Source organism: Fictibacillus sp. 26RED30, from assembly GCF_015903845.1.
Classification (GTDB): Bacteria; Bacillota; Bacilli; order Bacillales; family Fictibacillaceae; genus Fictibacillus; species Fictibacillus phosphorivorans.
In genome coordinates this window covers 98,051-121,433 of record NZ_JACZDV010000004.1, presented here as the reverse complement: position 1 = coordinate 121,433, position 23,383 = coordinate 98,051, and the positions used below count along the sequence as shown (strand labels likewise).

The 23,383-nt window shown below is 39.2% G+C and carries 24 protein-coding genes and 1 riboswitch; of the genes, 18 read left to right on the top strand and 6 right to left on the bottom strand.

The window, feature by feature from the left end:
* The first annotated feature begins 46 nt into the window (after positions 1-46).
* Positions 47-760: a VCBS repeat-containing protein gene (locus tag IHV11_RS18675; protein WP_197195866.1), complete on the top strand. Its 714-nt coding sequence runs from the start codon at positions 47-49 to the stop codon at positions 758-760.
* A 47-nt stretch (positions 761-807) separates the two neighbouring features.
* Here the strand turns inward: IHV11_RS18675 and IHV11_RS18670 are convergent, their stop codons facing one another.
* Positions 808-1,266, bottom strand: a complete 459-nt coding sequence (locus IHV11_RS18670) for a TspO/MBR family protein (RefSeq protein WP_197195865.1) — start codon at positions 1,264-1,266, stop codon at positions 808-810.
* Positions 1,267-1,672: 406 nt separating this feature from the next.
* Here IHV11_RS18670 and IHV11_RS18665 point away from each other — a divergent pair, with 406 nt between their 5' ends.
* The 3 genes from IHV11_RS18665 (at position 1,673) to IHV11_RS18655 (ending at position 4,924) form a co-directional block, all read left to right on the top strand.
* Complete coding sequence (locus tag IHV11_RS18665) at positions 1,673-2,794, top strand: NADH-dependent flavin oxidoreductase (RefSeq protein ID WP_197195864.1); 1,122 nt, start codon at positions 1,673-1,675, stop codon at positions 2,792-2,794.
* A gap of 120 nt (positions 2,795-2,914) precedes the next feature.
* Positions 2,915-3,700, top strand: coding sequence for an SDR family oxidoreductase (locus tag IHV11_RS18660; protein WP_197195863.1), 786 nt, complete (start codon positions 2,915-2,917; stop codon positions 3,698-3,700).
* A gap of 111 nt (positions 3,701-3,811) precedes the next feature.
* Positions 3,812-4,924, top strand: a complete 1,113-nt coding sequence (locus tag IHV11_RS18655; protein WP_197195862.1) for an NAD(P)/FAD-dependent oxidoreductase — start codon at positions 3,812-3,814, stop codon at positions 4,922-4,924.
* A gap of 43 nt (positions 4,925-4,967) precedes the next feature.
* On the opposite strand, the gene IHV11_RS18650 is transcribed toward IHV11_RS18655, so the two are convergent.
* Positions 4,968-5,468 (bottom strand): hypothetical protein, encoded by a 501-nt coding sequence (locus tag IHV11_RS18650; RefSeq protein WP_197195861.1) that lies wholly within the window; start codon positions 5,466-5,468, stop codon positions 4,968-4,970.
* A gap of 97 nt (positions 5,469-5,565) precedes the next feature.
* Here IHV11_RS18650 and IHV11_RS18645 point away from each other — a divergent pair, with 97 nt between their 5' ends.
* The 6 genes from IHV11_RS18645 (at position 5,566) to IHV11_RS18620 (ending at position 10,119) form a co-directional block, all read left to right on the top strand.
* Positions 5,566-6,150, top strand: coding sequence for a vWA domain-containing protein (locus tag IHV11_RS18645; RefSeq protein ID WP_197195860.1), 585 nt, complete (start codon positions 5,566-5,568; stop codon positions 6,148-6,150).
* Positions 6,151-6,288: 138 nt separating this feature from the next.
* Entirely contained in the window at positions 6,289-6,675 is a 387-nt protein-coding gene (locus IHV11_RS18640; protein WP_171005598.1) for a GntR family transcriptional regulator, read from the top strand.
* Complete coding sequence (locus tag IHV11_RS18635) at positions 6,672-7,574, top strand: ABC transporter ATP-binding protein (protein WP_197195859.1); 903 nt, start codon at positions 6,672-6,674, stop codon at positions 7,572-7,574. Before IHV11_RS18640 ends, IHV11_RS18635 begins: the two co-directional genes overlap by 4 nt.
* A complete protein-coding gene (locus IHV11_RS18630; RefSeq protein WP_197195858.1) occupies positions 7,555-8,298 on the top strand; it encodes a hypothetical protein in 744 nt (247 codons plus the stop codon). The genes IHV11_RS18635 and IHV11_RS18630 overlap by 20 nt, the downstream gene beginning before the upstream one ends.
* Positions 8,295-9,002, top strand: a complete 708-nt coding sequence (locus IHV11_RS18625; protein ID WP_197195857.1) for a hypothetical protein — start codon at positions 8,295-8,297, stop codon at positions 9,000-9,002. Before IHV11_RS18630 ends, IHV11_RS18625 begins: the two co-directional genes overlap by 4 nt.
* A gap of 16 nt (positions 9,003-9,018) precedes the next feature.
* Positions 9,019-10,119 (top strand): threonine aldolase family protein, encoded by a 1,101-nt coding sequence (locus tag IHV11_RS18620; protein WP_197195856.1) that lies wholly within the window; start codon positions 9,019-9,021, stop codon positions 10,117-10,119.
* Positions 10,120-10,191: 72 nt separating this feature from the next.
* Here IHV11_RS18620 and IHV11_RS18615 read toward each other — a convergent pair whose 3' ends face one another.
* The 3 genes from IHV11_RS18615 to IHV11_RS18605 form a co-directional block, all read right to left on the bottom strand.
* Positions 10,192-10,806: a TasA family protein gene (locus IHV11_RS18615; protein WP_191754436.1), complete on the bottom strand. Its 615-nt coding sequence runs from the start codon at positions 10,804-10,806 to the stop codon at positions 10,192-10,194.
* Positions 10,807-10,888: 82 nt separating this feature from the next.
* On the bottom strand, positions 10,889-11,434 hold the full coding sequence (sipW, locus tag IHV11_RS18610) for a signal peptidase I SipW (RefSeq protein ID WP_231620405.1): 546 nt from the start codon (positions 11,432-11,434) through the stop codon (positions 10,889-10,891).
* Positions 11,403-12,065: a DUF4047 domain-containing protein gene (locus IHV11_RS18605; RefSeq protein ID WP_197195854.1), complete on the bottom strand. Its 663-nt coding sequence runs from the start codon at positions 12,063-12,065 to the stop codon at positions 11,403-11,405. Before IHV11_RS18605 ends, sipW begins: the two co-directional genes overlap by 32 nt.
* Positions 12,066-12,291: 226 nt before the next feature.
* On the opposite strand from IHV11_RS18605, the gene IHV11_RS18600 reads away from it, so the two are divergent.
* The 8 genes from IHV11_RS18600 to IHV11_RS18565 all read left to right on the top strand — a co-directional run bounded on the left by IHV11_RS18600 (position 12,292) and on the right by IHV11_RS18565 (position 21,578).
* Positions 12,292-14,037: a M4 family metallopeptidase gene (locus tag IHV11_RS18600; protein ID WP_231620404.1), complete on the top strand. Its 1,746-nt coding sequence runs from the start codon at positions 12,292-12,294 to the stop codon at positions 14,035-14,037.
* Between the two features lie 150 nt (positions 14,038-14,187).
* Entirely contained in the window at positions 14,188-15,429 is a 1,242-nt protein-coding gene (locus tag IHV11_RS18595) for a helix-turn-helix domain-containing protein (protein ID WP_197195853.1), read from the top strand.
* A gap of 142 nt (positions 15,430-15,571) precedes the next feature.
* On the top strand, positions 15,572-16,582 hold the full coding sequence (locus tag IHV11_RS18590) for a LacI family DNA-binding transcriptional regulator (RefSeq protein ID WP_197195852.1): 1,011 nt from the start codon (positions 15,572-15,574) through the stop codon (positions 16,580-16,582).
* Between the two features lie 102 nt (positions 16,583-16,684).
* A complete protein-coding gene (locus tag IHV11_RS18585) occupies positions 16,685-17,995 on the top strand; it encodes an ABC transporter substrate-binding protein (RefSeq protein ID WP_197132370.1) in 1,311 nt (436 codons plus the stop codon).
* A 66-nt stretch (positions 17,996-18,061) separates the two neighbouring features.
* A complete protein-coding gene (locus IHV11_RS18580; protein WP_137791430.1) occupies positions 18,062-18,961 on the top strand; it encodes a carbohydrate ABC transporter permease in 900 nt (299 codons plus the stop codon).
* 129 nt (positions 18,962-19,090) lie between these two features.
* Positions 19,091-19,867, top strand: a complete 777-nt coding sequence (locus IHV11_RS18575; RefSeq protein ID WP_225218915.1) for a carbohydrate ABC transporter permease — start codon at positions 19,091-19,093, stop codon at positions 19,865-19,867.
* Between the two features lie 15 nt (positions 19,868-19,882).
* Complete coding sequence (locus IHV11_RS18570) at positions 19,883-21,250, top strand: GH1 family beta-glucosidase (RefSeq protein WP_197195851.1); 1,368 nt, start codon at positions 19,883-19,885, stop codon at positions 21,248-21,250.
* 115 nt (positions 21,251-21,365) lie between these two features.
* On the top strand, positions 21,366-21,578 hold the full coding sequence (locus tag IHV11_RS18565) for a hypothetical protein (RefSeq protein WP_066390905.1): 213 nt from the start codon (positions 21,366-21,368) through the stop codon (positions 21,576-21,578).
* Positions 21,579-21,940: 362 nt separating this feature from the next.
* Here the strand turns inward: IHV11_RS18565 and IHV11_RS18560 are convergent, their stop codons facing one another.
* A complete protein-coding gene (locus IHV11_RS18560) occupies positions 21,941-23,068 on the bottom strand; it encodes an MGDG synthase family glycosyltransferase (RefSeq protein WP_197195850.1) in 1,128 nt (375 codons plus the stop codon).
* Between the two features lie 126 nt (positions 23,069-23,194).
* A riboswitch (cobalamin riboswitch) is annotated at positions 23,195-23,374 on the top strand.
* The last annotated feature ends 9 nt before the right edge of the window (positions 23,375-23,383 follow it).

Genomic DNA, 23,383 nt, shown 5'->3' with positions numbered 1-23,383 from the left:
CCAGGTGCCCATAACATGTTAGTAAACGATATCTAAGGAGCATGTTATGTATAACCATTACAATTATAGAGTAACTCCGAGTGTTGTTGCGTTCGCTAAGGGAGATGTGACTGGAGATCGTGTACCAGACGATGTATATCTAACAGGTACGAAGAGTCAGGACAGCCCATTCATTGAGAACATTACGCTTTTTGTAAAAAACGGAAGAACAGGTGCTCAGACAAGAGTATCTCTTTCTGACAATGCTGGATACAACCCCACTTTGTTTTTAGGAGATTTTACAGGTAACGGTGTTTCAGACGTGTTGGTCAGCATCAATTCTGGTGGCAGCGGAGGATTCATGTATCATTATGTGTATTCGTTTGTAGGGAACACACCGCAAGAGATGTTTAATTTCAACGCTTACAATGCTGCTTATGAATATGATGTGATCTATGAGAATAACTACAAAGTTCGAGTTGTTAGTAAACGTAATAAGAAAACGTATATCATTGATCTATCAAAACGAGACAAAGAGTATTTAAATGAAATATATGATGTGAACGGAAAGTTGAAGAAGCCAATTACCGGCTTTGTGAATCCATTAAGTGGTCTATATCCGATCGATTTTGATTCCAATGGAATTTACGAACTTTCGGCTTATCAAAAGATCGCAGGGTTATATAACGCAGACGCTCTAGGGTATGTGGTGAACACGCTTGGATGGGAGAATAATCAATTTGTTCTTCAGAATCAATACGTAGCGATTTCTGGAACGTAATAAAGAGATCTAGCCTTTTCTTTTTAAAAGGCTAGATCTCTATTTGCTTATGCGTTCATGCTATAGATGGTCCATGATAAGTAGGTAGCAAACGAACTCCAGAGAAGATAAGGGAGGAGGAGCCATCCTGAAACTTTCCTTAATCGACCGGCATATATGACTAAAAGTAAAGTCGTCACCGCAATCAATAGTGCGTCGATGCTCGCTGCGAATAAATCTTTTTGTGTAAACTGAAAATAACCGAAAGCTTGATTGAATACATAGTTGATCGCAAATAGAATCCAAAAGCCAATGGGTTTAAAACCATATTGATTGTAGATAAGAGTTGCGGATAGAGCGATTAAAAAGAACAAAACGGCCCATATAATACCGATTGTCTGTCCTGACGGAGTCCATGATGGCTTGTTCAATGCATCATACCACTCGCGATCGACCGGAAATAGAAAACTGGAAACATAGAACAGGGCAAAGATAATGACAAAGACGACTATACTGGATTTTTTCATGATTTACCTCCTGGGTTGTAGTGGGAATCGTGTAAGCAATTGTCTATATTTCTTAGAATTATACTGTTCCCTTTTTAAATTATTCTTAAAACCACAAGCGTATTTTTTGCATTTGGGAACTGAGGGTATTATTATAATAGTTACTTTAAAAAAGAAAGTTATCACTGAAGTAATTCCTTAGAATGTTATTGTAAGTGGTTGATTTCCGTTTCAGGCTGCTCGCTTTCCGCGGGGCGGACGGTGAGCCCCTCTGCGCTACGCGCCATTGAGTGTCTCACCTGCCCACTCGTCCCGCAGGAGTCTCGCACCTTTCACTTCAATCAACTTGCAAGGAGAAGGAAAAAGTAATAATAGATTAATCGTGTAGAAAAAAAGAAAAAAGCTAATAAAGAGGTGGAAGACAAACATGATGAATAAAAAATATGCACCATTGTTTGAATCTTATCGTTTTAAAAATGGAGTTGAACTTAAGAACCGTGTTGTCATGGCACCGATGACAAACTTTTCTTCAAATGAAGACGGAACTGTAACAGATGAAGAAATTCGCTACTACGAGCGCCGTTCTGAAGGTGTTGGAATGGTGATTACAGCTTGTACGAATGTTACGGCTAACGGTAAAGGATTTCCGGGAGAGTTCGCTGGAGATACGGATGAAATGATTCCGAGTCTTCGTCGTTTAGCTTCTTCCATAAAAGCAAAAGGATCAAAAGCGATTCTACAAATCTTTCATGGTGGTCGTGAAGTACCGCCTGAGCTTGTTCCGAACGGAGATGTTGTAAGTGCGAGCAATATTCCTTCAGCTGAAGGAAAACCTGTGCCACGCGAACTGACTTCAGAAGAAGTATCTTCTATCATTCGTGATTTTGGTGAAACCACTCGACGAGCGATTGAAGCGGGTTATGACGGTGTTGAGATCCACGGTGCGAACGGCTATCTGATTCAGCAGTTCTTTTCGCCACACGCTAATCGCCGTGAAGACCAATGGGGCGGCTCGTTAGAGAAACGTATGGCGTTTCCTTTAGCGGTTGTAGATTCAGTGAAAAAAGTAGTCGCTGAATATGCAGATGACTCATTCATCGTAGGCTACCGCTTCTCACCAGAAGAACCTGAAACACCAGGAATTACGATGGCTGATACGTTAGCGCTTGTTGATGCTCTTAGTGCAAAGAAATTAGATTATCTTCACGTTTCGGTAATGGATTTCTGGTCTGAACCTAGACGAGGAGTTGAAGATACACGTTCACGCATTGAGATTATTAACGAAAGAGTAGGCGATCGTGTACCTGTTATGGGAGTAGGATCAATCTATACAGCAGATGATGCGATCAAAGCTTTAGAAACAGGAGTGCCATTCATTGCTTTAGGGCGTGAACTGATCATTGATCCAGACTGGGTACAAAAGATCGAACAAGGCAAAGAGTCTGAAATCGTAACGAAACTTGATAAATCAAAGCAAGATGAACTTGTAGTACCAGATCCGTTGTGGAACGCAGTCTTGAACGCACCAGGATGGTTTCCGGGAGTTTAATAATTGATAAAAAAGCAGGAGCTGATCCTGCTTTTTTTGTTTGTTTGTGAACACAACAAAGTTTACTTTCAACAGGTGTGGGAAGAGATAGAGTAGACATAAGACTGGGAGGCAGATTGAATGAGTAAAACTATATTTATAACAGGTGCAGGAAGTGGATTAGGAAAAGGTGCCGCAATCGGACTCGCTAAAAAAGGGCACGCAATCATCGCCACAACTGAAACGACATCACAAAAAACAGCCCTTTTAGAAGAATCTAAGGATCTAGGTCTTGATATTGAGGTGTTCAAACTTGATATTACAAATGAACGAGATTTAAAACAAATAGAGAAATATGACTTTGATATATTTGTAGCAAATGCAGCGATCAATGAGGGAGGCCCATTAGCCGAAGTTCCGATGGACCGCGTTCGTGCACTATTTGAAGTTAACGTATTTGCTACGCTGGAATCCGTTCAGCTAGCAGCGAAAAAATTTGTCGAGAAGCGTAGCGGGAAAATTATCTTTTTAAGTTCTATGGCAGGTATATCAGCGACACCATATGTTGGCCCGTATACGGCAACAAAGCATGCGATTGAAGGAATTGCTCAAACGATGCAGGCTGAGCTTCAAGAGTTCGGTGTAAAAGTGGCAACCATCAATCCAGGTGCTTATGCAACAGGCTTCAATGATCGAAGTGCAGAAGAAAAATACAAATGGTATGACCCCGAAAAGAATTTTACAAGAAGAGAAGATATGAAGAAGCAAGAAGAGAAGCTGAAGAATCAATATGATCCAGAGGACATGATGAAGAAAATGATTGAGATCATCCCGGCTGAGCAACACCATTTCCGAACTGTTCACCCACAGGAAGTAGAAGAACAGTTAAAGAAAACGGAGAAAGAACGTTGGGAAATGAAAATATAAAGTAATCAACATCTGAGGAGACCCTGATGAAAAGTCAGGGTTTTTTGAGTTTTGTTTAAGAAAATACTATAGTTAGATACATATATAACGGGATAGTAGGGATGTTGGAATATGAAAAAAATAATTGTTATCGGATCCGGAATTTTGGGAGCGTCTACCGCTTATCATCTTAGTAAATCTGATGCAGAGGTTCTAATAATCGATAGAAAAGATAGGGGACAAGCGACAGATGCAGCAGCAGGCATTGTGTGTCCGTGGCTATCTCAGCGCCGTAACAAAGCTTGGTATCAGTTAGCAAAGGGCGGAGCTCGGTATTATCCTGAACTCATCAAGATGCTTGAAGAAGACGGTGAAACCGATACGGGTTACAAACGTGTAGGTACACTCAGCTTACATGCAGATCCTGAAAAACTTGAGAAAATGGCAGAACGGGCTTTGAAACGTAGAGAAGATGCTCCGGAAATTGGTGAGATCACGATTCTTTCTCCTGAAGAAACGAAGAAACGCTTTCCACCCTTATCCGACGAATTCGGTTCGGTCTTTGTAAGTGGCGGTGCTCGTGTAAACGGAAGAGCGATGCGTGACGCTCTGTTGAATGGAGCTAAGAAAAACGGTGCGAAGCTTCTTCATGGTCATGCTGCTCTACTTTATGAAGGAAAAGTAGTTTCGGGTGTTTCTCTTAATGGACAAAAAATCTTCGCTGATCAAATCATCATAACAGCAGGAGCATGGTCGAATGAAATTTTAAAGCCACTTGGAATCAACTTTAAAGTAACTCCACAAAAAGCACAGATCATCCACTTGGAGTTGCAAAAAACAGATACAGACGATTGGCCAGTGGTGATGCCGCCGACAAATCAGTACATTCTCACTTTTGATGATCGAGTAGTCGTAGGAGCTACACACGAAGATGAGGTAGGTTTTGATAACCGGGTAACGGCAGGCGGTATTCATGACATACTCTCAAAAGCCTTACCTGTCGCACCTGGCCTGTCAGAAGGATCACTTCTTGAAACAAGAGTGGGCTTCCGACCGTTCACGCCAGGTTTTTTACCAGTAATCGGACCGCTTCCTAATTTTAATAACATTTTGGTCGCGAACGGCCTTGGTGCATCAGGGCTTACAAGTGGACCTTACTTAGGAGCTGAACTTGCGAAGCTTGCGTTAGGAAAATCTACAGAACTAGATATATCTAACTATGATGTATCTGGTGCAATTGAATAATGGCTATGAAAAAAGACAACTTCCACTTAAGTGAGTTGTCTTTTTATATGGTACTTCCAATTGGCTTTAAGCTGAAATACACCAGGTACTCATTGACAGCATCTATATCATAGATTTTTTTATTAATAAAAAACTTAAAGATTAAGTCGTTTGTATCGCTGAAAGATAGTGAGTATCCTGCACTTTCCAGAAGCTCTTCTGTGTCATCTTTGTCCAATTCCAAACCAAGAGCCAGCGCAAGAATCGTATTTTTCTTTGGTCGGTAATCTGATTTAGAGCGAATCTTAGAAAAGTGCTTTCGATCTAAACCGGCCTTCTTATAAACATCTGCGTCGGTCACACCTTTTTCATCAATCAGTTGAAAAAGTTTTTCCTGTAACGTTGGCTTTTTGTTTTGATGAATAAACGCATCTAACTCAAAACGGAGACTGTTTTCTTCTAAACATTCCTCCATCATTTTAGAAGACTGACAACCTTCTAATTCCATTATGAAATAATCAATCAGGTAGGTTTCTAATTCTAATAAAAGTTTTTGATCAAGCATATCCGACCACCTCCTAAAATGTCGCTTCACAGGCGACCATTTACTGGATCTTTCTAGCTATAATTATAGCATGACAAATGTTGGGAGATGGTTAAAGGTGAACAAAAACGTAACAGAAATCGTATTTTTGCTTGATCGAAGTGGTTCGATGTCAGGGCTGGAGAAGGACACTATTGGAGGGTTTAACTCGTTCGTAAAAAGGCAAGTTGAGCGGAAGGGAAAAACACTTCTTACGACCGTTTTATTTGATGATCAGTATGAAATTCTATGGAGCGGTGTACCTGCAGAACAAGTCCAGTTAACGAGGAAGGACTATTATGTCCGCGGAACTACAGCGCTTTTGGATGCTGTAGGCAAAACCATATTGGATGTGGGTTACAGGCTATCACGCACTGAAGAACACGATAGACCAGGTAAAGTGATTTTTGTTATTACGACAGATGGAATGGAGAACGCGAGCTCTGAATTTACACACGAAAAGGTAAAGAAGCTTATTGAACATCAGCAAGAGAGATACAATTGGGAATTTATTTTTATGGGTGCAAATATTGATGTTATAGCTGATGCGCAAAATCTCGGTATTAAAGAAAAAGACGCGTTTAGTTTTGATGCTACTCATGATGGGATAGAAAATTTATACTCCATGATGAGTGAAGAGATCATACAGCGAAGAAATAAATAACATTAACTCAGAGACAGTTTCCTTATACAGGAGAGTGTCTTTTTTATGTCATCATAAACAACATATTGCATATATTGGAAATGTATAGTACATTACATATGTAATGCACTATAGTGGTAAGTTGGAGGTGAGGTACATTTGCTGCTAAATGCTGATAGTATGAAGCCGATTTATGTTCAGATTTCAGAATGGCTCGAGAACGAGATCTTGAACGAATCGATTTCAGCAGATGAAAAAATATATTCGCAATATCAACTGGCTGAGATGTTTAATGTGAATCCAGCTACTGCTGGTAAAGGCATAAACTTATTGGCGGACGATAACGTTCTTTATAAGAAAAGGGGACTAGGAATGTTTGTTGCGGCGGATGCAAGAAAAATTATCCTCGGTAAAAGAAAAAGTTCTAAGCTGCATTCACTTGTAACCGAGTTAGCGCAAGAAGCCATTCAGCTGCAAGTCGAAGAAGATGAACTAGTAACGATGATCAGGGATATGCACCAAAGAATAAAGGAGGAGCAATCATGAATGTTGTCGTTTGTCATGAACTGACTAAACAATATGGTCGATCGAAAGCAATCCAAAATATGACCTTTCAGATAGCGGAAAATAAAATTACCGGTTTAATTGGAAGGAACGGAGCAGGAAAAACAACATTATTAAAAATAATTGCTGGTTATCTTCATCATTCTGCGGGTGACATACAGGTTTTCTCTGAAAATCCGTTCAATAATTTAAAGGTTGCGGCAAATACAATCTTCATCGATAACGAGATGAGTTTCTCACAAGGGTTAACATTAAAAGAACTGCTTGAAACAGCGGGGAGTTTTTACCCAAATTGGAACCACGACTTAGCGATGAAATTATTTGATTATTTTTCTTTTAATCCTAATCAATATCATGGAAATCTCTCAAAGGGGATGAAGAGTACGTTTAATATGATCGTTGGTTTAGCTGCACGCTGCCCACTGACGATCATGGATGAGCCGACAAGCGGAATGGATTCTGCGACACGTAAGGACTTTTACCGAGCATTATTAAAAGAATACATCGCCTATCCAAGAACAATCATTCTTTCTAGCCATCTATTAGATGAAGTAGAAGATTTGTTAGAAGAGGTTCTACTCATTAAGTCTGGTGAAAAGTGTCTTCACTTATCCATCGATCAGTTAAAGGAGTACGCGATTGGCGTGAGAGGAAAGACAGTTAACGTAGAGAAGTGGACAGAGAAGATGGAACCCATTTCCGTGCAAGAGATCGGCGCAAATATGTCATACGCGGTCATAAGGAACGATCGTTCGATAAAAGAGTTAGAGGATGCTAGACAGTTAGGATTAGAAGTCACGCCAGTTTCTGCAGAAGATATTTGCAGTTATTTAACAAGTAAAACAAAAGGTGGGATTGATCATGTATTTAGCAGAGGTTAAGGCTTGGGACATCGTAAAGAAACAATATCGCTATAAGCTGAAATCATATTTCGGTGTGTTTACGTCGTTAATCGTGATCCAGATGCTGGCGATTCTTTTTTCTTTTAATGGTACCGGTTCGGGAAGTGGCTCATCTAATTCAATACAATATGATTTTTACTATTACACAAGTGACATCATCCTCATTTTTATGATGATTTGGGCGTTCATAACAGCGATCATAATTACAACGAGAGCGTATCGGTATGACGATTTTTCTTTTGTAACCAATCGTGCCATCAGCGTGGTTTCTAACATTCTATTTCTCTTATCTGCTAGTATTTTTGCAGGTATAACGGTTTATCTTTCTACTCATCTGTTTCAGATCTTAGCTTTTTACTTCAAAGATAATTATTCAATCATCGTTGATTCATTAACGGTTACTGAATTCGTCATGGGAATGATTACTTCCATTCTTTATATTTTTCTATTTGCTAGCGCAGGATATCTTGTTGGAATTTTAATTCAGCTGCATAAAGGTTTCTTGTTAATTATTCCTACTATCTTGTTTGGCGGCTTAATATTGGATGGAATAGGTGGCGATTCTAGGGTTATTGTAAATGTAACCATGTTTTTTGGAGAAGAAACATCATTTATTCTGTTTATTTGTAAAATAGTTATCGTTTCGTCGTTTTTACTGCTGACTAGCTTAGGAATCTCTAACAGAATGGAGGTAAGAAAATGATTATTATGTCTTTCTTGCCAATTTTGATAGTGTTTATTATCGTCGCTTTTGGAATTGGAGTCATGAGATCAAACACTAAATTAAGCTTAGGAACAAGAAAAATCCGCTGGATCCTTGGCGGATATACAATGATTCTAGCGATTGCTACAGTTATTTCACTAAGCATCCTTCCAAACCATAAGAATGATGAAAAAATAGCTACGGCAGCTGAAATGAGCAGAATAGAAGACGCTCAAACCAAAGCGATAGACAATTTGTATTCAGGAAACGTAGTCGATCTAGATAAAGTTTTTTCTGAAAAGAAAAAATGGTCTTTTCCTTTTAATGAAAAGTCGTTAGACATTGTTTTAACAGAGGGGGAAACAGGCATCATGAGTGTTTTTGCTGAGCGAAAAAGCGAAAATGATGGTGAGATTGAGGCTACGTATCATGTAGGGAAATCTTATATCGATGGGGTAGATTTTACAGACAAAGTGCATTCGCCAGAGCTTTTGTTAAACGGACAACAGCTAACCGTAAATAACCCAGCTTTAGTGACAGTTAGCTTCTCGAGATTTTCACCAGGCTTTGCATACAGTCAGTTCTCTAAGGGGGGACACTTTACTCAAGAAAATCGCAGCTCTGTGATCGGCCGTGATTTTATTCTATTAAAAGTACCTAACAATATTGAGATAAATGGTGATATTAGCTGGATAAACGAATAGAGGGGAGCTTGTTACGTTGGAAAACAAAAACACTTTAATTGCTGCCTACAAAAATGCAAAATACCAAGTAACCGGACATGGAAAAAGAGATGTGTCTGTCCTGTTAGATTCTATTTCAAATCAAACAGGGCAGGAAGAAAGTGATATGTATGGCAGCGGTCACATCATTGATAGCTTTCAAGAAAAGATGGCTGATTATTTAGGAAAAGAATCTGCTGTGTTTTTCCCGAGTGGGACGATGGCTCAACAGATTGCGATGCGCATTTGGTGTGATGAAAAGGGTATCCAAAAAGTTGCGTATCATCCACTATGCCACTTGGAAATTCACGAAGAAGATGGTTTGAAAGAACTTCACCACATTGAACCTGTGCTGCTTAGTGACCCTAATAAAATTATTAAACTGGATGATGTAGTCAACATGAAGGAAGACGTTTCTTGTTTATTATTGGAACTTCCTCAGCGAGAGATCGGTGGCCAGCTGCCGAGTTTTGAAGAGTTACAAGCTACTTCTGATTACTGCAGAGAAAAAGGAATTAAACTTCATCTGGATGGAGCAAGACTGTTTGAAATTCTGCCCTTTTATAAAAAGACGGCCGCTGAAGTTTGTGCTCTTTTTGATAGTGTTTATGTTTCTTTCTACAAGGGAATTGGTGGAGTCGCAGGTGCAGTCTTAGCAGGGCCAAAAGACTTTACTGAGAAATCAAAGGTTTGGAAAAGACGTCATGGCGGTGATTTGATCAGTCTTTATCCATATATCATAAGCGCGGATTTCTATTTCGATCAACGAGTTAAAAAAATGGAAGAATATTATGAGGGTGCAAAGGAATTAGCAGCACTCTATAACGCGTGTGAAGGTATACGCACACTTCCGATAACGCCTGTTTCAAATATGTTTCATGTTCATATTCAGGCACCAAAACATGAAATGGAACGCATTTTGGCAGACACTTATAGTGAGAGTGGAGTTGGATTAACTGGACATCTTCGCGAGAATGGTGAGAATCGTTGTTTCTTTGAGGTAAGTCTAGGTGACAATTATCTAGAAGTACCTAATAATGATTTAAAAAAGATGTTCACACTGCTGAATAAAAAGTTGAAGACAAGAACTTTAGTATAAATAATAACGTTGTAACTTAGGATAGAACAGCAAAGAACTGCTAAGGTTAGCAGTTCTAGCTTGTTCTGAAACTTAGTTATTCTCTGGATCTGTATCGTCGTTATAAGCACCTGGGGCTTGTTTCGCGTTGAACGTCCAATCCACTTTAAGCTTGTCTCCTTGGAACTGGTTTTGATCTTCGCCATTATCTACGAACTGGAACAATACGAACATTTTTTCTTTCTCACCTGGAGGAATACCATCAGGACGCTGAACAGTACCAACGAATTCATCAATTGCTGTTAGATCAGGTTGTTGTTCTTTAAGTTGAGCCAATGTTGTCTCAACAACAGGAACAGTTGCACTGCTCGTGTTGTACATGATTGTAATCTTAATGTGGTTTGCTAGATCATCTGTATTATCTGATTTTGCATCTTCAACTGTATATTTCGTATCTAGTAGTACTTGATAGATGTCTAGAGAACCCTTATTCTCAAACGTAAATTCACGGTACACTTCATCGCCTGGTTTGATGTTGTCAATGTTAACCACAGCGTTTGGATTGATGGAAAGATCTAACGTACCTGCAGCGAAAGTGTTCTTCGTTTCAAACGTGTCACTAAAGTAAGCGAACGTTCCTCCTCCCATTAAAGATAAACCTAGTGCAGCTGTCATAACGCCTTTGCTAATTGTCTTCGTAAACCCCATTCTTCTCAACCTCCATAGATATGTAATATAAATTTATTAAACTCGTATGTATGATTTAAATACATAGAGATCTAACCCAAGTTTATGCTTTTTCGACATCTAGTTTTCTAGCTGCTTTCACTATAGAAAAGACAGCTGAACTAAATAATAAGAACCCTGGAATAAATAACAAAAGTGCAGATGCTTCCTTAGATTGAGTTACATTTAATGCATATCCGGCATAAGGAATCGTAAATCCTGTGTAGCTTCCAACCACATCATTTGAAGGAACTGACCACATATCAGGTCCGTCATTGTTATCGCCCTTTGTGTGATAGGAAATTTGTCCGTTTTTATTTTCAACATCAATAATTCTATGAGTAATCAGCTTATCTTCCATTTGAAAAGTGATAATGTCGCCTTTTTTAAAGGTAGTGTTATCGTCTGTCTGTTTAATAGAGATGATAGACCCTGTTTGAAAGATAGGCTCCATCGATCCAGATAATACCGCTTTAATCTGATAGCCAAAAACGGAAGGTTCTGATCCTGAAACACGGGACGATAGGATGATAAAAGCAAGCAAGCAGAGCAATACAATAAAAGAGGTACTTGCTAGTTTAGTCGTGAATTTCAACAGTCTTTTCGTCAAGTTTTGTTTCTCCTTCACTTTGAATAGAATCATCAGCAAATTCGTTTTGTTCTATATGATCAGTAGCATTCTTCATCTTTGCTGATTTAATGGGACCTTCAATCTTCTTCTCAGCATCTTCTAACTTGTTTATACGAACTTCAATAGAATGGTGTAATTGTTTAATAGATTGTAAGTTCACTGTTTCTTTTATTTTTTTGCTCAATTCGTTTGCCTCATTACACCCTTCATAGACAAACTGGTATGTCTTTGAATCCAGATTCCTTACCTGTTTCTCATAGTTCAAGAGCTCATTATGTATGTCTTGAAAATCATTGAGAAGTAAGTGAAGTGCTTGTTCTATTCTTGTAATCTTCTCGATCGTTTTTTTTAGCTCCTGTAAACTTGCATCCTCAGCGGCGTTCGGAACGGTATTGTATAGAGAAAGTATGTCCAAATAAATGATCATAGCTTTTTCATTAAGATCTCCCACTGTGTCTGGAAAGACAATTGCAGCTGAAAGTTCAACCGGTTTTATTTGAGCTCGGCTTGAAAAGGCAGCTTCAGTTTGACCGGTAATTTGAGCACCACAATAAAAAGATAGAGAGCACAACCCCAATAGAACAGTTCCTTTATGAAGCTTGCCTTTCATATCAGCCCTCCTCGTCTAGTGATTTGACCCTATTATTACAGAATGTGTTTGAGATTGTTATTGGGTTAATTATTCAAGAAATATGGACATTTTTTGTCGAATGAAGTCCTCAAAAACCATTAACCCTTGAAAAACTAAGGATAAATTAACCCAATTGACCACTTTTGTAATGTTCTTAATAATTGGAATTATTCCGGAAGCACAATTTGATGAAGAGGTGAATGGGTTGAAAAAGAAAAGACAAAAACGATTGAACAAAAAAGTGGTAATCCCAGCAGTTCTAGCATTGTCCGTTACACTTGGAGGATTTTCATTACCTGGATCTAATGCACACGCGAATCCTACAACTGTTTTATTCCAAGCTCCTGAAGGGTTGAGTAAAGCTGAAATCGTTAAAGCGTATCTTCAATCACAGGTCGTTTCCGAGGTTGGTGCGAAATCAGCATCTACAATAGGAGAGCAGTTTAAGATCGTAAAAGAGTTTGCAGATAGTAGCACAAATACATACCACGTGCGGACTATTGAGCAATACAACGGAATCCCGATCTACGGCAGTGGACAAACCGTTGCGCTGGATGCAAACAACAATGTGTATGCATCATTTGGGAAGGTGACTCAGAAACTAGGTCGATCCATCATTTCTACAGATCCATCCATATCGAAGGAAGACGCAGAAATAACAGCGAAAGAGCAAGTAGTTGCTGAGATTGGAGAAGTTAAGCAGTATGACGGAGTAGAAACAGAATTAACAATCTATCCGCATGAAGGCAGAAACTACTTAACGTATTTAGTTAAAGTTTCGACTTCTGTTCCTGCACCTGGGTTTTATCATTATTTTATAGATGCAACAACGGGTGAGATCGTTGATCAGTTTAACGCGGTACATGAAGCAGATGCTCCAGCAGTAACACCGATAACAGGAAGAGGACTAGATTTATTCGGTAAAGTTCAAAACTTTATCGCTGTAAAAGATAGTACATCCGGGAAAAGCTATCTTCATGGTGCGGCAATAGGAGGAGGAACAACGACGAATCCGAACATCGTCCCAGTTCATACGTACAAAGCGAACCGCATGGGTGAAACACCTTTCATCCTACTATCCGGACTTTTGGGGTTCTCAGGTTTCGAAGTAGAGACAGGTACGTCGTTCTTTGCGAATCCAGCAGCGGTTTCAGCTCATACGAACTCTATCAAAGTAAATACGTATTACCAAAATATTCACAAACGTAACAGTATCGATGGAAACGGAATGCCGATCATAAGCACGGTCCACATTGGGTCTAAATGGAACAATGCAGCATGGAACGGAAAGCAGATGCTATATGGAGATGGTGACGGTATTCTGTTCAGTTCATTAGCAGGTGCGATGGATGTTGCAGGTCATGAGATGACACATGGTGTAATCTCGAAAACAGCAAACCTAACCTATCAAGGAGAATCAGGTGCGATTAATGAATCACTAGCTGATATCTTCGGTGCGTTGTCTGAGATGCATTCACACGGATTAACAAGTCCATCTGAATGGGAGATGGGTGAAGACATTTACACACCAAACGTACCTGGTGATGGCGGACTTCGTTCCATGAGTAATCCAAAGTCCAGAAAGCTATCTTCAGCTTATGGATTGAAGGATAATTCATATCCTGATCACTATGAAGACCGTTACTTAGGTGAGCTGGATAAGGGTGGGGTTCATATTAACAGCTCCATCAACAATAAAGCAGCTTATCTCATCTCTGAAGGAGGAGAGCATCACGGAGTTAAAGTCACGGGTATCACACGTTCGAAAACAGAGAAAATCTTTTACCGTGCGTTAACGAACTATCTTGTACCGTCATCAGGATTCAAAGAGATGCGTGCTGCAGCGATTCAATCCGCTCGAGATCTTTATCCAGACCGTAATGGAGCTCCATCTGCCGAAACAAAAGCTGTAATTGCAGCATACGATGCGATTGGTGTACCGGCTCAATAAGTCTATACGATCCACGAGAGAGTATTCTTTCGTGGATTTTTTATGGGAAAATAGTGAGCACAAAGACTTAAAAACATGACTTTTGAAGGAAAAAACCGATTTTGAAAGAAACTTTTATCATTAAACATTTGTTCATGAGGAGAGACACATATGATTGAGGGAGAAATTATCAAATTTTATCGTAAAAGAAGAGGACTTTCTCAAGAGCAATTGGGCAAAGATATTTGTACGACAACACATGTTAGTAAAATTGAGCGGGGGCAGACGAAGTACTCAACAGAGATTATTGCGTTATTCTCCAAACGGCTAGATATCGACATACAGAAGGAAATGCAGTTCTTTCAAGATATGGAGAAGAAACTACATCAATGGCACAACTCTATTATCATGCAAAGAATGAAAGAAGTAGAGAAGACAAAAAGTGAATTAGATCAATTTCCGATTGTTAAATCCTCAAAACATGCAGTACTTTATCAGCTAGTGCTTGCTCGTTACTACCTTTTGAAAAAAGAGCCACAAAAAACAGCAGAGATTTTAAACCGAATAAAAACTGAGCATCTGACTCCTTTTGAATACAACATGTATAAGCATGTAAAAGGAATCTATTATTTGGAGAAGTACAACAATTTTTATGTTGAGAATCGCAAGAAAGCGATCGAGCTCTTGAGTACGATTGATAAGATTGCCTATGGAAATGAAGAATACTGTTATCATTTAGCGATGGCTTATCAATGGGTTGAATCCAAAACAATGGCATATATCAATGCCAAAAAAGCAGTGGACTTTTTTAAGAGAAACAACAACTTCTCAAGAGCCATCCAAGCAGAATCAGTCATGCTGCTTCAAATAGAATGCGCCACTCAGCATGAATTTGAACAAAAAGTTAACCGTTACCTTCAGTTGATTCAGGATAGTGAAACGCTAAACGAAATTGGTATTATTGGAATGCTTCTGCATAATCTAGGGCTTGAATTTTTCAAAAGAAAAGATTATGAGAATGCGCACATCTATTATCGAAAAGCGTTAAAGATGGCTGATAAAAAAACAGCGATCTATTTAAATCGATTGTATAATTTTTTGGACAATAGTATCGATGGAAAACTTCAGTCTCAAAGGCAGAATTTAAAAAGTGCAGAAGAAGGATTAACAGCAGCCAAAATGTTAAAGCACCAGTTATATTTGCATTTGTTTCAACTTCACCTGTATATCTTAAGAAGCGAGATGGATGCTTATTTCAGTTACTTAGAAAATATAGCAATGCCATTTTTTCAAGCTCATAATCAATTTAGCAGGATCGATAAGTTTGGAAAGCAGCTATACCACTATTATGCCGATACGAAGCAGTACGAGAAAGCAGTTGAAATTTCCTCTCTGTTTCTAGCTAGAGATTAAATAAAGTCATGCAAGATAGGTTGGATAAAAAGTCCCCTGTCTTTTTTTGTTCGAAAAAGTTAGAAAATTTATATTGAAAGTTATTTTACTGTCAGTTATAATTTTCATTAACGAAAGCGCTTTCGGTAAAGAGGAGATAACAATGGCTACAATCTATGATATTGCAAAAAAGACGGGTTTCTCAACGACAACCGTCTCAAAGGCACTCAATAACTATTCTGATGTGAGTGAAAAAACGAAGCAGAAGATTCTACAAGCAGTCGAAGAAATGGGATATCTGCCTAATGCACATGCCCAATCGCTTTCTACAAAAAAGTCTTGGACGATTGGTGTGATGTTTTCTGAATCGAATGAAGTAGGAATGAAACATCCTTTCTTTAGTGCCATAATAGAAAGTTTTAGAAAGAATGCAGAACGAGAGGGATATGATCTGATCTTCGCTTCAAGAAATCTGCGTAATCGGGATATCAGCTATTTGGAACACTTTTCTTACCGTGCCGTAGATGGCATTGTAGTGATCTGTTCTGATCCACAAGATCCGCAAGTACAAGAGATGATAAACAGCACGATTCCTATCGTTGTTATAGATATGAACAAACAGAACTGCAGTCTTGTGTTCTCGGATAATATTGAAGGTGGAAAGCTCGCAGTAAATTACTTGCATTCACTTGGTCATACAAAGATCGCTCATATCGCTGGCGATGCTTTAACGGATGCAGGTGCAGAAAGAATCAAAGGATTTAAAAAAGCGATGAATGAGTTGAACCTGCCGATTCATGATGGCTATCTTATCAATGGTGGATTGTTCTCAATCGGTGAAGGCAAAGCGGCCATGGAAAAGCTGTTGATGTTAGATGATGTACCTACAGCGGTATTTGTTGCAGGAGATCATATGGCTATCGGTGCAATTGAGGCCATAAAAGAGAAGGGCTTATCTGTACCCGAAGATATTTCAATCATCGGTTATGATGATATTGAAATGGCAGCATACATTACACCGAAGTTAACGACGATTAAGCAAGATACGGATATGATTGGATACCAAGCAGCAAAGTTGTTGATGAAACAAATTATCCAAAAGAAAAAACTGATCACATCCAAACGTATTCCAGTCGAACTAATCATTCGAGAATCATGCTCACAAAAAAAATAAAAATTTTTTTAGGATAATTCGAAAGCGGTTTCGAATATTTATTTTGAAACAAAACGAAACCGCTTTCGCTCTATAAATTTTAAAGAAGGAAGGGGTTTATACATGAAAAGGAAGTTAAGTATCTTTTTGGTATCAATTTTGTTGGTGGGATTATTTGCAGGTTGTTCAAGCGATTCGAAAACATCTGGTAATGGCAAGAAAGATGTTGATCTAAGAATCTGGTCGTTTACAGATGAATTAAAGAAACCGATCAAAACATTTGAGGAAAAGAATGGCGTAAAAGTGGAGTTAACGATTGTTCCGATCGCTGACTACCCGACAAAGTTAAAGCCTGTACTTGAGAGTGGTGTTGGAGCTCCTGACGTTTTCACGGGCGAGATCGCATTCTTAAAACAATGGGTAGATGCAGGCTATTGGGAGAACTTATCTGAAAAGCCTTATAACGCAGATAAGCTTTCTGATAAGTATGTACCTTACGTATTTGACCTTGGTAAAGATAAAGATGGCGATGTACGCGCTCTCTCTTGGCAAACAACGCCAGGAGGCATCTATTATAAGCGAAGCATTGCAAAGGAAGTATTAGGAACAGACGATCCAACTCAAGTTGGTGAAATGATGAGCTCTATGGATAAGGTGTTTGAAGTAGCAGAAAAGATGAAGTCAAAAGGCTATAGCATGTTCCCAGATGAAGGTGCGATCCGCTGGTTCACACAAGGTGACAATCCACAGCCTTGGGTAAACGACAAGAATGAGCTTCAGCTAACGGAAGAAAAAATGGAGTACATGGATTACTCGAAAAAGCTTCGTGATAATCAATACACTGCTCTAGCACCTGAATGGTCACCATCTTGGTTCGAAGGCATGGATAAGCCGATCAAGGTAAAAGAGGGTGGCAAGGAAAAAGAAACGCAAGTGTTTTCATATGTTCTTCCTACATGGGGATTACATAGCGTCCTGAAAACCAATGTTAAGGAATCTGTTGGTGACTGGGCGGTAACGAGTGGTCCGAGTCCTTATTTCTGGGGTGGAACATGGCTTGGTGTATACAACAAATCGGATAATAAAGAACTTGCTTATAAATTTGTGAAGATGATGACACAAGACGATGAGTTCTTAACATCTTGGAGTAAAGAAACAGGTGATGTCCTTTCTTATCTACCTGTAACAGAGACAATTAAAGATGACTTTAGCGACAAATTCTTAGGTGGACAGAACAACTATCAATTCTTCCTGGATCAATCTACTAAGATCACACCTGGAATCGTGACGAAGTACGATCAGCAGCTAGATACGCTTTACGGAAATGCCGTTCAGCAATATGTAACAGGTAAGAAATCTAAAAAAGAAGCGATTAAAGAATTTTATCAAAAAGCACAAAATGCTTATCCAGACATCAAAGTACCGAAAAAATAAGTTTTATGGACGGTGGCGGGAAACTTTTTCTCGCCACTGGCCTATCTATTGAAAGGGGGAGGAGAGATGAAAAATTTAAACCGTTATGGCTATTTTTTTATTGCTCCGTTTTGGCTCGTCTTCTTAGTGTTCAGTATATATCCCGTCGCCCTAACCTTTTATTATAGTTTTACCAATTATACAGGCAGTGGTGAAGCGCAGTTAGTAGGTTTAGCAAACTATAAACGACTCCTTACAGACACATATTTTGTTGAAGCTTTTTTTAACACATGGAAAATATGGGGTGTGAATTTCGCACTTCAAATGGGACTTGCTCTTATCCTGGCTATGATCTTTTCAGATATGAGAGTGAAATTAAAAGGTATCGCATTTTTTCGAGCGATCTTTTATCTACCAAATTTAATTACGATCAGTTCGGTAGCTCTTCTGTTCGGGATTTTACTAGATTGGCAGCACGGTTCATTAAACATGATGTTGATGAAGGTAGGAATCATCTCAGATCCGATCAACTGGCTGAACGAACCAACGAGTGCACAGTTATCGATCTCATTGATTTTAACGTGGATGTGGTTTGGGCACTCTTTTATCGTTGTGATGGCAGGCGTATCAGGTATATCGAAAGACTACTACGAAGCAGCATTGATCGATGGTGCAAATCGCTGGCAGACGTTTTCTAAGATTACGATTCCGCTCTTAAAGCCTATCCTGCTTTATATCATGATTACCTCGCTCATTGGAGGTCTTCAATTGTTTGATCTACCGATGCTTTTAACAGATGGAATAGGTTCACCAGATGGCTCATTGAATACGATGGTGCTCTATTTATACAATCAAGCCTTCAAGTATAACAATTACGGATATGCTGCAGCAGTCGCATACGGGCTATTTGTTATAACGCTCATCTTCTCTGCTTTTATTTTCAAAGGGATGTATGGGAAAGAACGTAAACAACCAAGGCAGGTGTAAAGCATGATAGGAAAAACAGCGGTAGATAATAGCCTTTCAAATTCTGTTGAAAAGAAAAGTGTAATAGAAACAAAACCGAAGCGGAAAGTCAGCATACCAAAAATTCTGATCTATACCGTATTGATCGTTATGGCAATCGTGTGTTTCATTCCGTTCTTAATGATGCTTGTTAACGCCACACGCTCAAATGAAGCAATTCTTTCAGGCTTCACCTTGCTTCCAGGTAGTGCAATCGTTGAAAACTATCAAACGATGATGAGCTATATCAATATTTGGGCGGGTTTTAAGAACAGCTTAATCATCTCCGTACTTGTAACGTTGTTATCCGGTTACTTCTCAGCATTAACAGCTTATGGATTCGCGTTCTACGTGTTTAAAGGCAAGAATGCGATGTTCGTTTTCATGTTAGTGATGATGATGGTCCCAGGCCAGTTAGGGTTGATCGGCTTTTATGAGCTATGTAAGAACTTAGGGATATTGGATACGTATATTCCATTAATCATTCCCGCAGCAGCGAGTCCTTTCGTGGTGTTCTTCCTGCGCCAGTACATTTTAACAACGCTGCATCCAAGTTTGATTGAGGCGGCACGAATTGATGGAGCAAGTGAATTTAAAATCTTTCATACGATCGCAATTCCAATCATGATGCCAGCGATCGCGACGATGTCTATCTTCACGTTTATCGGGTCGTGGAACAACTACATCATGCCGTTAGTTGTATTATTCTCACCTGAAAAGTTCACGCTTCCTGTGTTGATGGGCTTCTTAAAAGGTTCACAAGTGGCTCAAAACTTGGGGTCTATGTATTTAGGTATCGCGATCTCCGTGGTGCCGATCATGGTAGCTTTCCTATTTTTATCAAAATATATCGTTAACAGCATTTCAGCAGGTTCTATCAAAGAATAGAGGAGAGAAACAGTTATGCATTTTAATAAGTCATTCGTGTTTGGTACAGCAACATCTTCTTATCAAATTGAGGGAGCTCGTCTTGAAGGCGGCAGAACACTTTCAATCTGGGATACGTTCTGTGATACGCCTGGAAAAGTATATCAACAGCATAATGGAAGCATAGCGTGTGATCATTACTACCGGTTTGAAGAAGATATTCAGCAGATTAAGAAGCTTGGCGTAGAAACGTATCGCTTCTCAGTTTCCTGGCCTCGTATTTTTCCTGAAAAGGGTGTTTTGAATGCAGAGGGAATGGACTTCTACAAAAAATTAACACAGCGTTTACGTGAAGAAGGAATCAAACCTGCGATCACGCTTTATCACTGGGATCTTCCACTATGGGCTCATGAAGAAGGCGGTTGGGTAAACCGTGAGTCAGTCGATTGGTTTATGGAGTTAGCAAAAGTTTGCTTCCAAGAGCTTGATGCAGAGGTGGATTCTTGGATTACGCATAACGAGCCGTGGTGTGCTGGTTTCTTAGGTTATCATCAAGGATTTCATGCTCCAGGACATACGAACATGGACGAAGCTGTTAAAGCGGTACACCACATGCTTCTTTCTCACGGAAAAGCTGTACAATATTTAAAGAACGAGCTTCAATCCAAAACGCCGATCGGTATTACGTTAAACCTTTCACCGATCTATGCAAAAACAGATTCTGCGAACGATCAGCTTGCAGCGAATAATGCTGACGGGTATTCCAATCGCTGGTTCTTAGATCCTGTTTTCAAAGGGCAGTACCCTGTTGATATGATGAACTTGTTCTCTAAATACGTTCATTCGTATGATTTTATCGAAGCAGGGGATATGGAAATCATCTCAACGTCTTGTGATTTCTTTGGCATCAACTATTATAGCCGAGGGATTGTTGAGTTCTCTGCAGCGAATGACTTCTTACATAGAGGGGCTCATTCTGATTATGAAAAGACCGGCATGGGATGGGACATAGCGCCAGAAGAATTTAAAGATCTGATCAGAAGATTGAGACAGGAATATACGGATCTTCCTATCTATATTACCGAGAATGGTGCAGCCTTTGATGACGTGCTAGAGAACGGACGCGTCCACGACTCTGGCCGTGTGGATTATATCGAAAAGCATCTTCAAGCGGTTTCTGATCTGAACGATGAAGGCATGAATATTGAAGGGTACTACCTATGGTCTCTCATGGATAATTTTGAGTGGAGCTTCGGATATGACAAACGATTTGGAATCATCTACGTAGATTTTGATTCTCAAGAGCGAATCTGGAAAGATAGCGCATACCGTTATGCAGAAATCGTGAAAAACAGAGGAACCAATAACAGCAACAAAAAAACAGATGCTATTTCAGTAAGCTAATTTATTTCTAAGATAATAATAACCATTGAAGTCCCTGACATAGATTAGGGACTTTTTTTGTTTTGTGTAAAATTTTCCTGAGTGGAGAAGCTAAAAACGTATAGGAGGGATAGACATGAAGGATAAGAATGAGAAACGAATCGATGAAGAAACATCAGACGGAATGAATGAGTTAGTAGAGATCATCAATGCAAAAGGTGATACGGGTGAATTGAAGGAAATCGTTGAGAGCTATGATAATAAAAAGGAACATTCCCCTTTATGCAATGATGATTTTTTCTATGCAGACCTTCGGGCAATTGCGGAAGATGGTGCTAAAGAAGATTGAAGTATTTAGAACGGGCAGAATCGCTGATGATAGCGAATCTGCCTGTTTATTTGTTTGGAGTGCGCGTATTAAAGCATGGGTCCGTTGAATGAGTTAACTTTGTTTCGCGATGTTGAGGTAGGGGGTATAGAGCTAGTGTTTACTTGTCGTGATATGTCGACTCGCCGGTTTATGGGTAAAACTCGCCGGAATAAATCAGAAATTTCTAGGATTAATTCTAAAAGCTCTCGAAATAATAGCCGTGATACCAGGCCAGGTATAGAAGGAATCCAGAGTGCCTAAATAGCACCTAGAGGTCGATTATGGTCAATTAAACAAAGCATTCTAAAAATTTATTAGAAGCTGTATCCATCAATAGCTACTTAACGTGTAATTTGAGTTAGCTGTTGTATATCATCAACAGCATAATCAGCAATCAATGCGGAAGATTGAGATTTATGAATGAGTTCTAAACTTTTCTGCATGCTACATAATAAAGTTTCGTTATTAAATAGTCTCTGAACATTCTCCACAATTTCGTCTGCGGTATGAACAACAATTGCAGCACCTTTTTCTTCAAAATACTTAGCATTTTCTCCTTCTTGGCCAGGAACGGGTTTATATAGAATAAGTGGCACTCTTACAGCAGCAGCTTCAGTAATGGAGATGCCACCTGGCTTGGTTACTACGCAATGTGAAATCTTTAAGACTTCATGAAGTTCGTCTACGTAAGCGAATAATCGGAATGAACCTGGATGTTGTTCTGCTAGTGGTGTTAATTTCTCATACAACGTTTTATTCTTGCCACATACTACAATTACTCGCAGAGAAGGATCGTTTAAAAGACGCTGAGCTAGAACCTTAACATTTTTCAGCACACCTTGAGCACCAGCTAGGATCGTCACGACACGATTGCTAGACGTAATACCGTATTTAGCAAACACGTCTTTTTTATCAATGGAATGATAGAATTCTGTACGGATCGGAATTCCGCTGACTGTGATTCTATTTTCAGTCACACTATGATTAATCAGTCCGTTTTTGACTGAATCAGATGCAACAAAATAATGATCAATCGCTGGATTGATCCAAAATGGATGAGCGAAATAATCAGTGATCACGGTATAGATGGGGATGTTAAACCGTGATTTTTTAATAAGAAATGGCGCAGCGTGAAGGGGGAAGGTTGTTATTACAAAACGGGGTTGATGTTCTTTGATCAATTCTAGAAATCTTTTTCTTCCTAAATAACGAGAGAATTGTGTAATTGTATTGGCATTCAATTTGTTTGTTCCATAATAAAACCATTTATAAAAAGAAGAGCCGTGTGAAAAGCTTTTGATAAATATGGATTGCGTAACTTGGGACATGATGGGGTGAGCTTCACCAAATAAATCAGATATGACAGGTTGAAATCCTTTACTCTTCATTTCTTCAGCGAGGACATTAGCGACTTGAACGTGACCGCTGCCATAGTTAGCTGTAAGGATTAATGCTGTTGGACGTATCATTAGAAAACCTCCCCAGTCTTTTGAGATAAGAATAGCAGGAGATTTTAAACCTCATATGAAGAAGATTAAAAGGTTTTGTAAAAAGTAAAAATTGTTAGTGGTACAATAAGATAGATTCAAAATTTCATAAGATCCGATAATTATGGTGTCTGTTGCAGACTTAATAGGGAATCTGGTGTGAGGCCAGGACTGTACCCGCAACTGTAAGTGCTGACGAAATAAGCAAAACCACTGTCTATCTGACGGGAAGGGCTTAGAGTAGGCTGATGCACGAGTCAGGAGACCTGCCATCTTTATAGCGTTGATCTTCTTCGG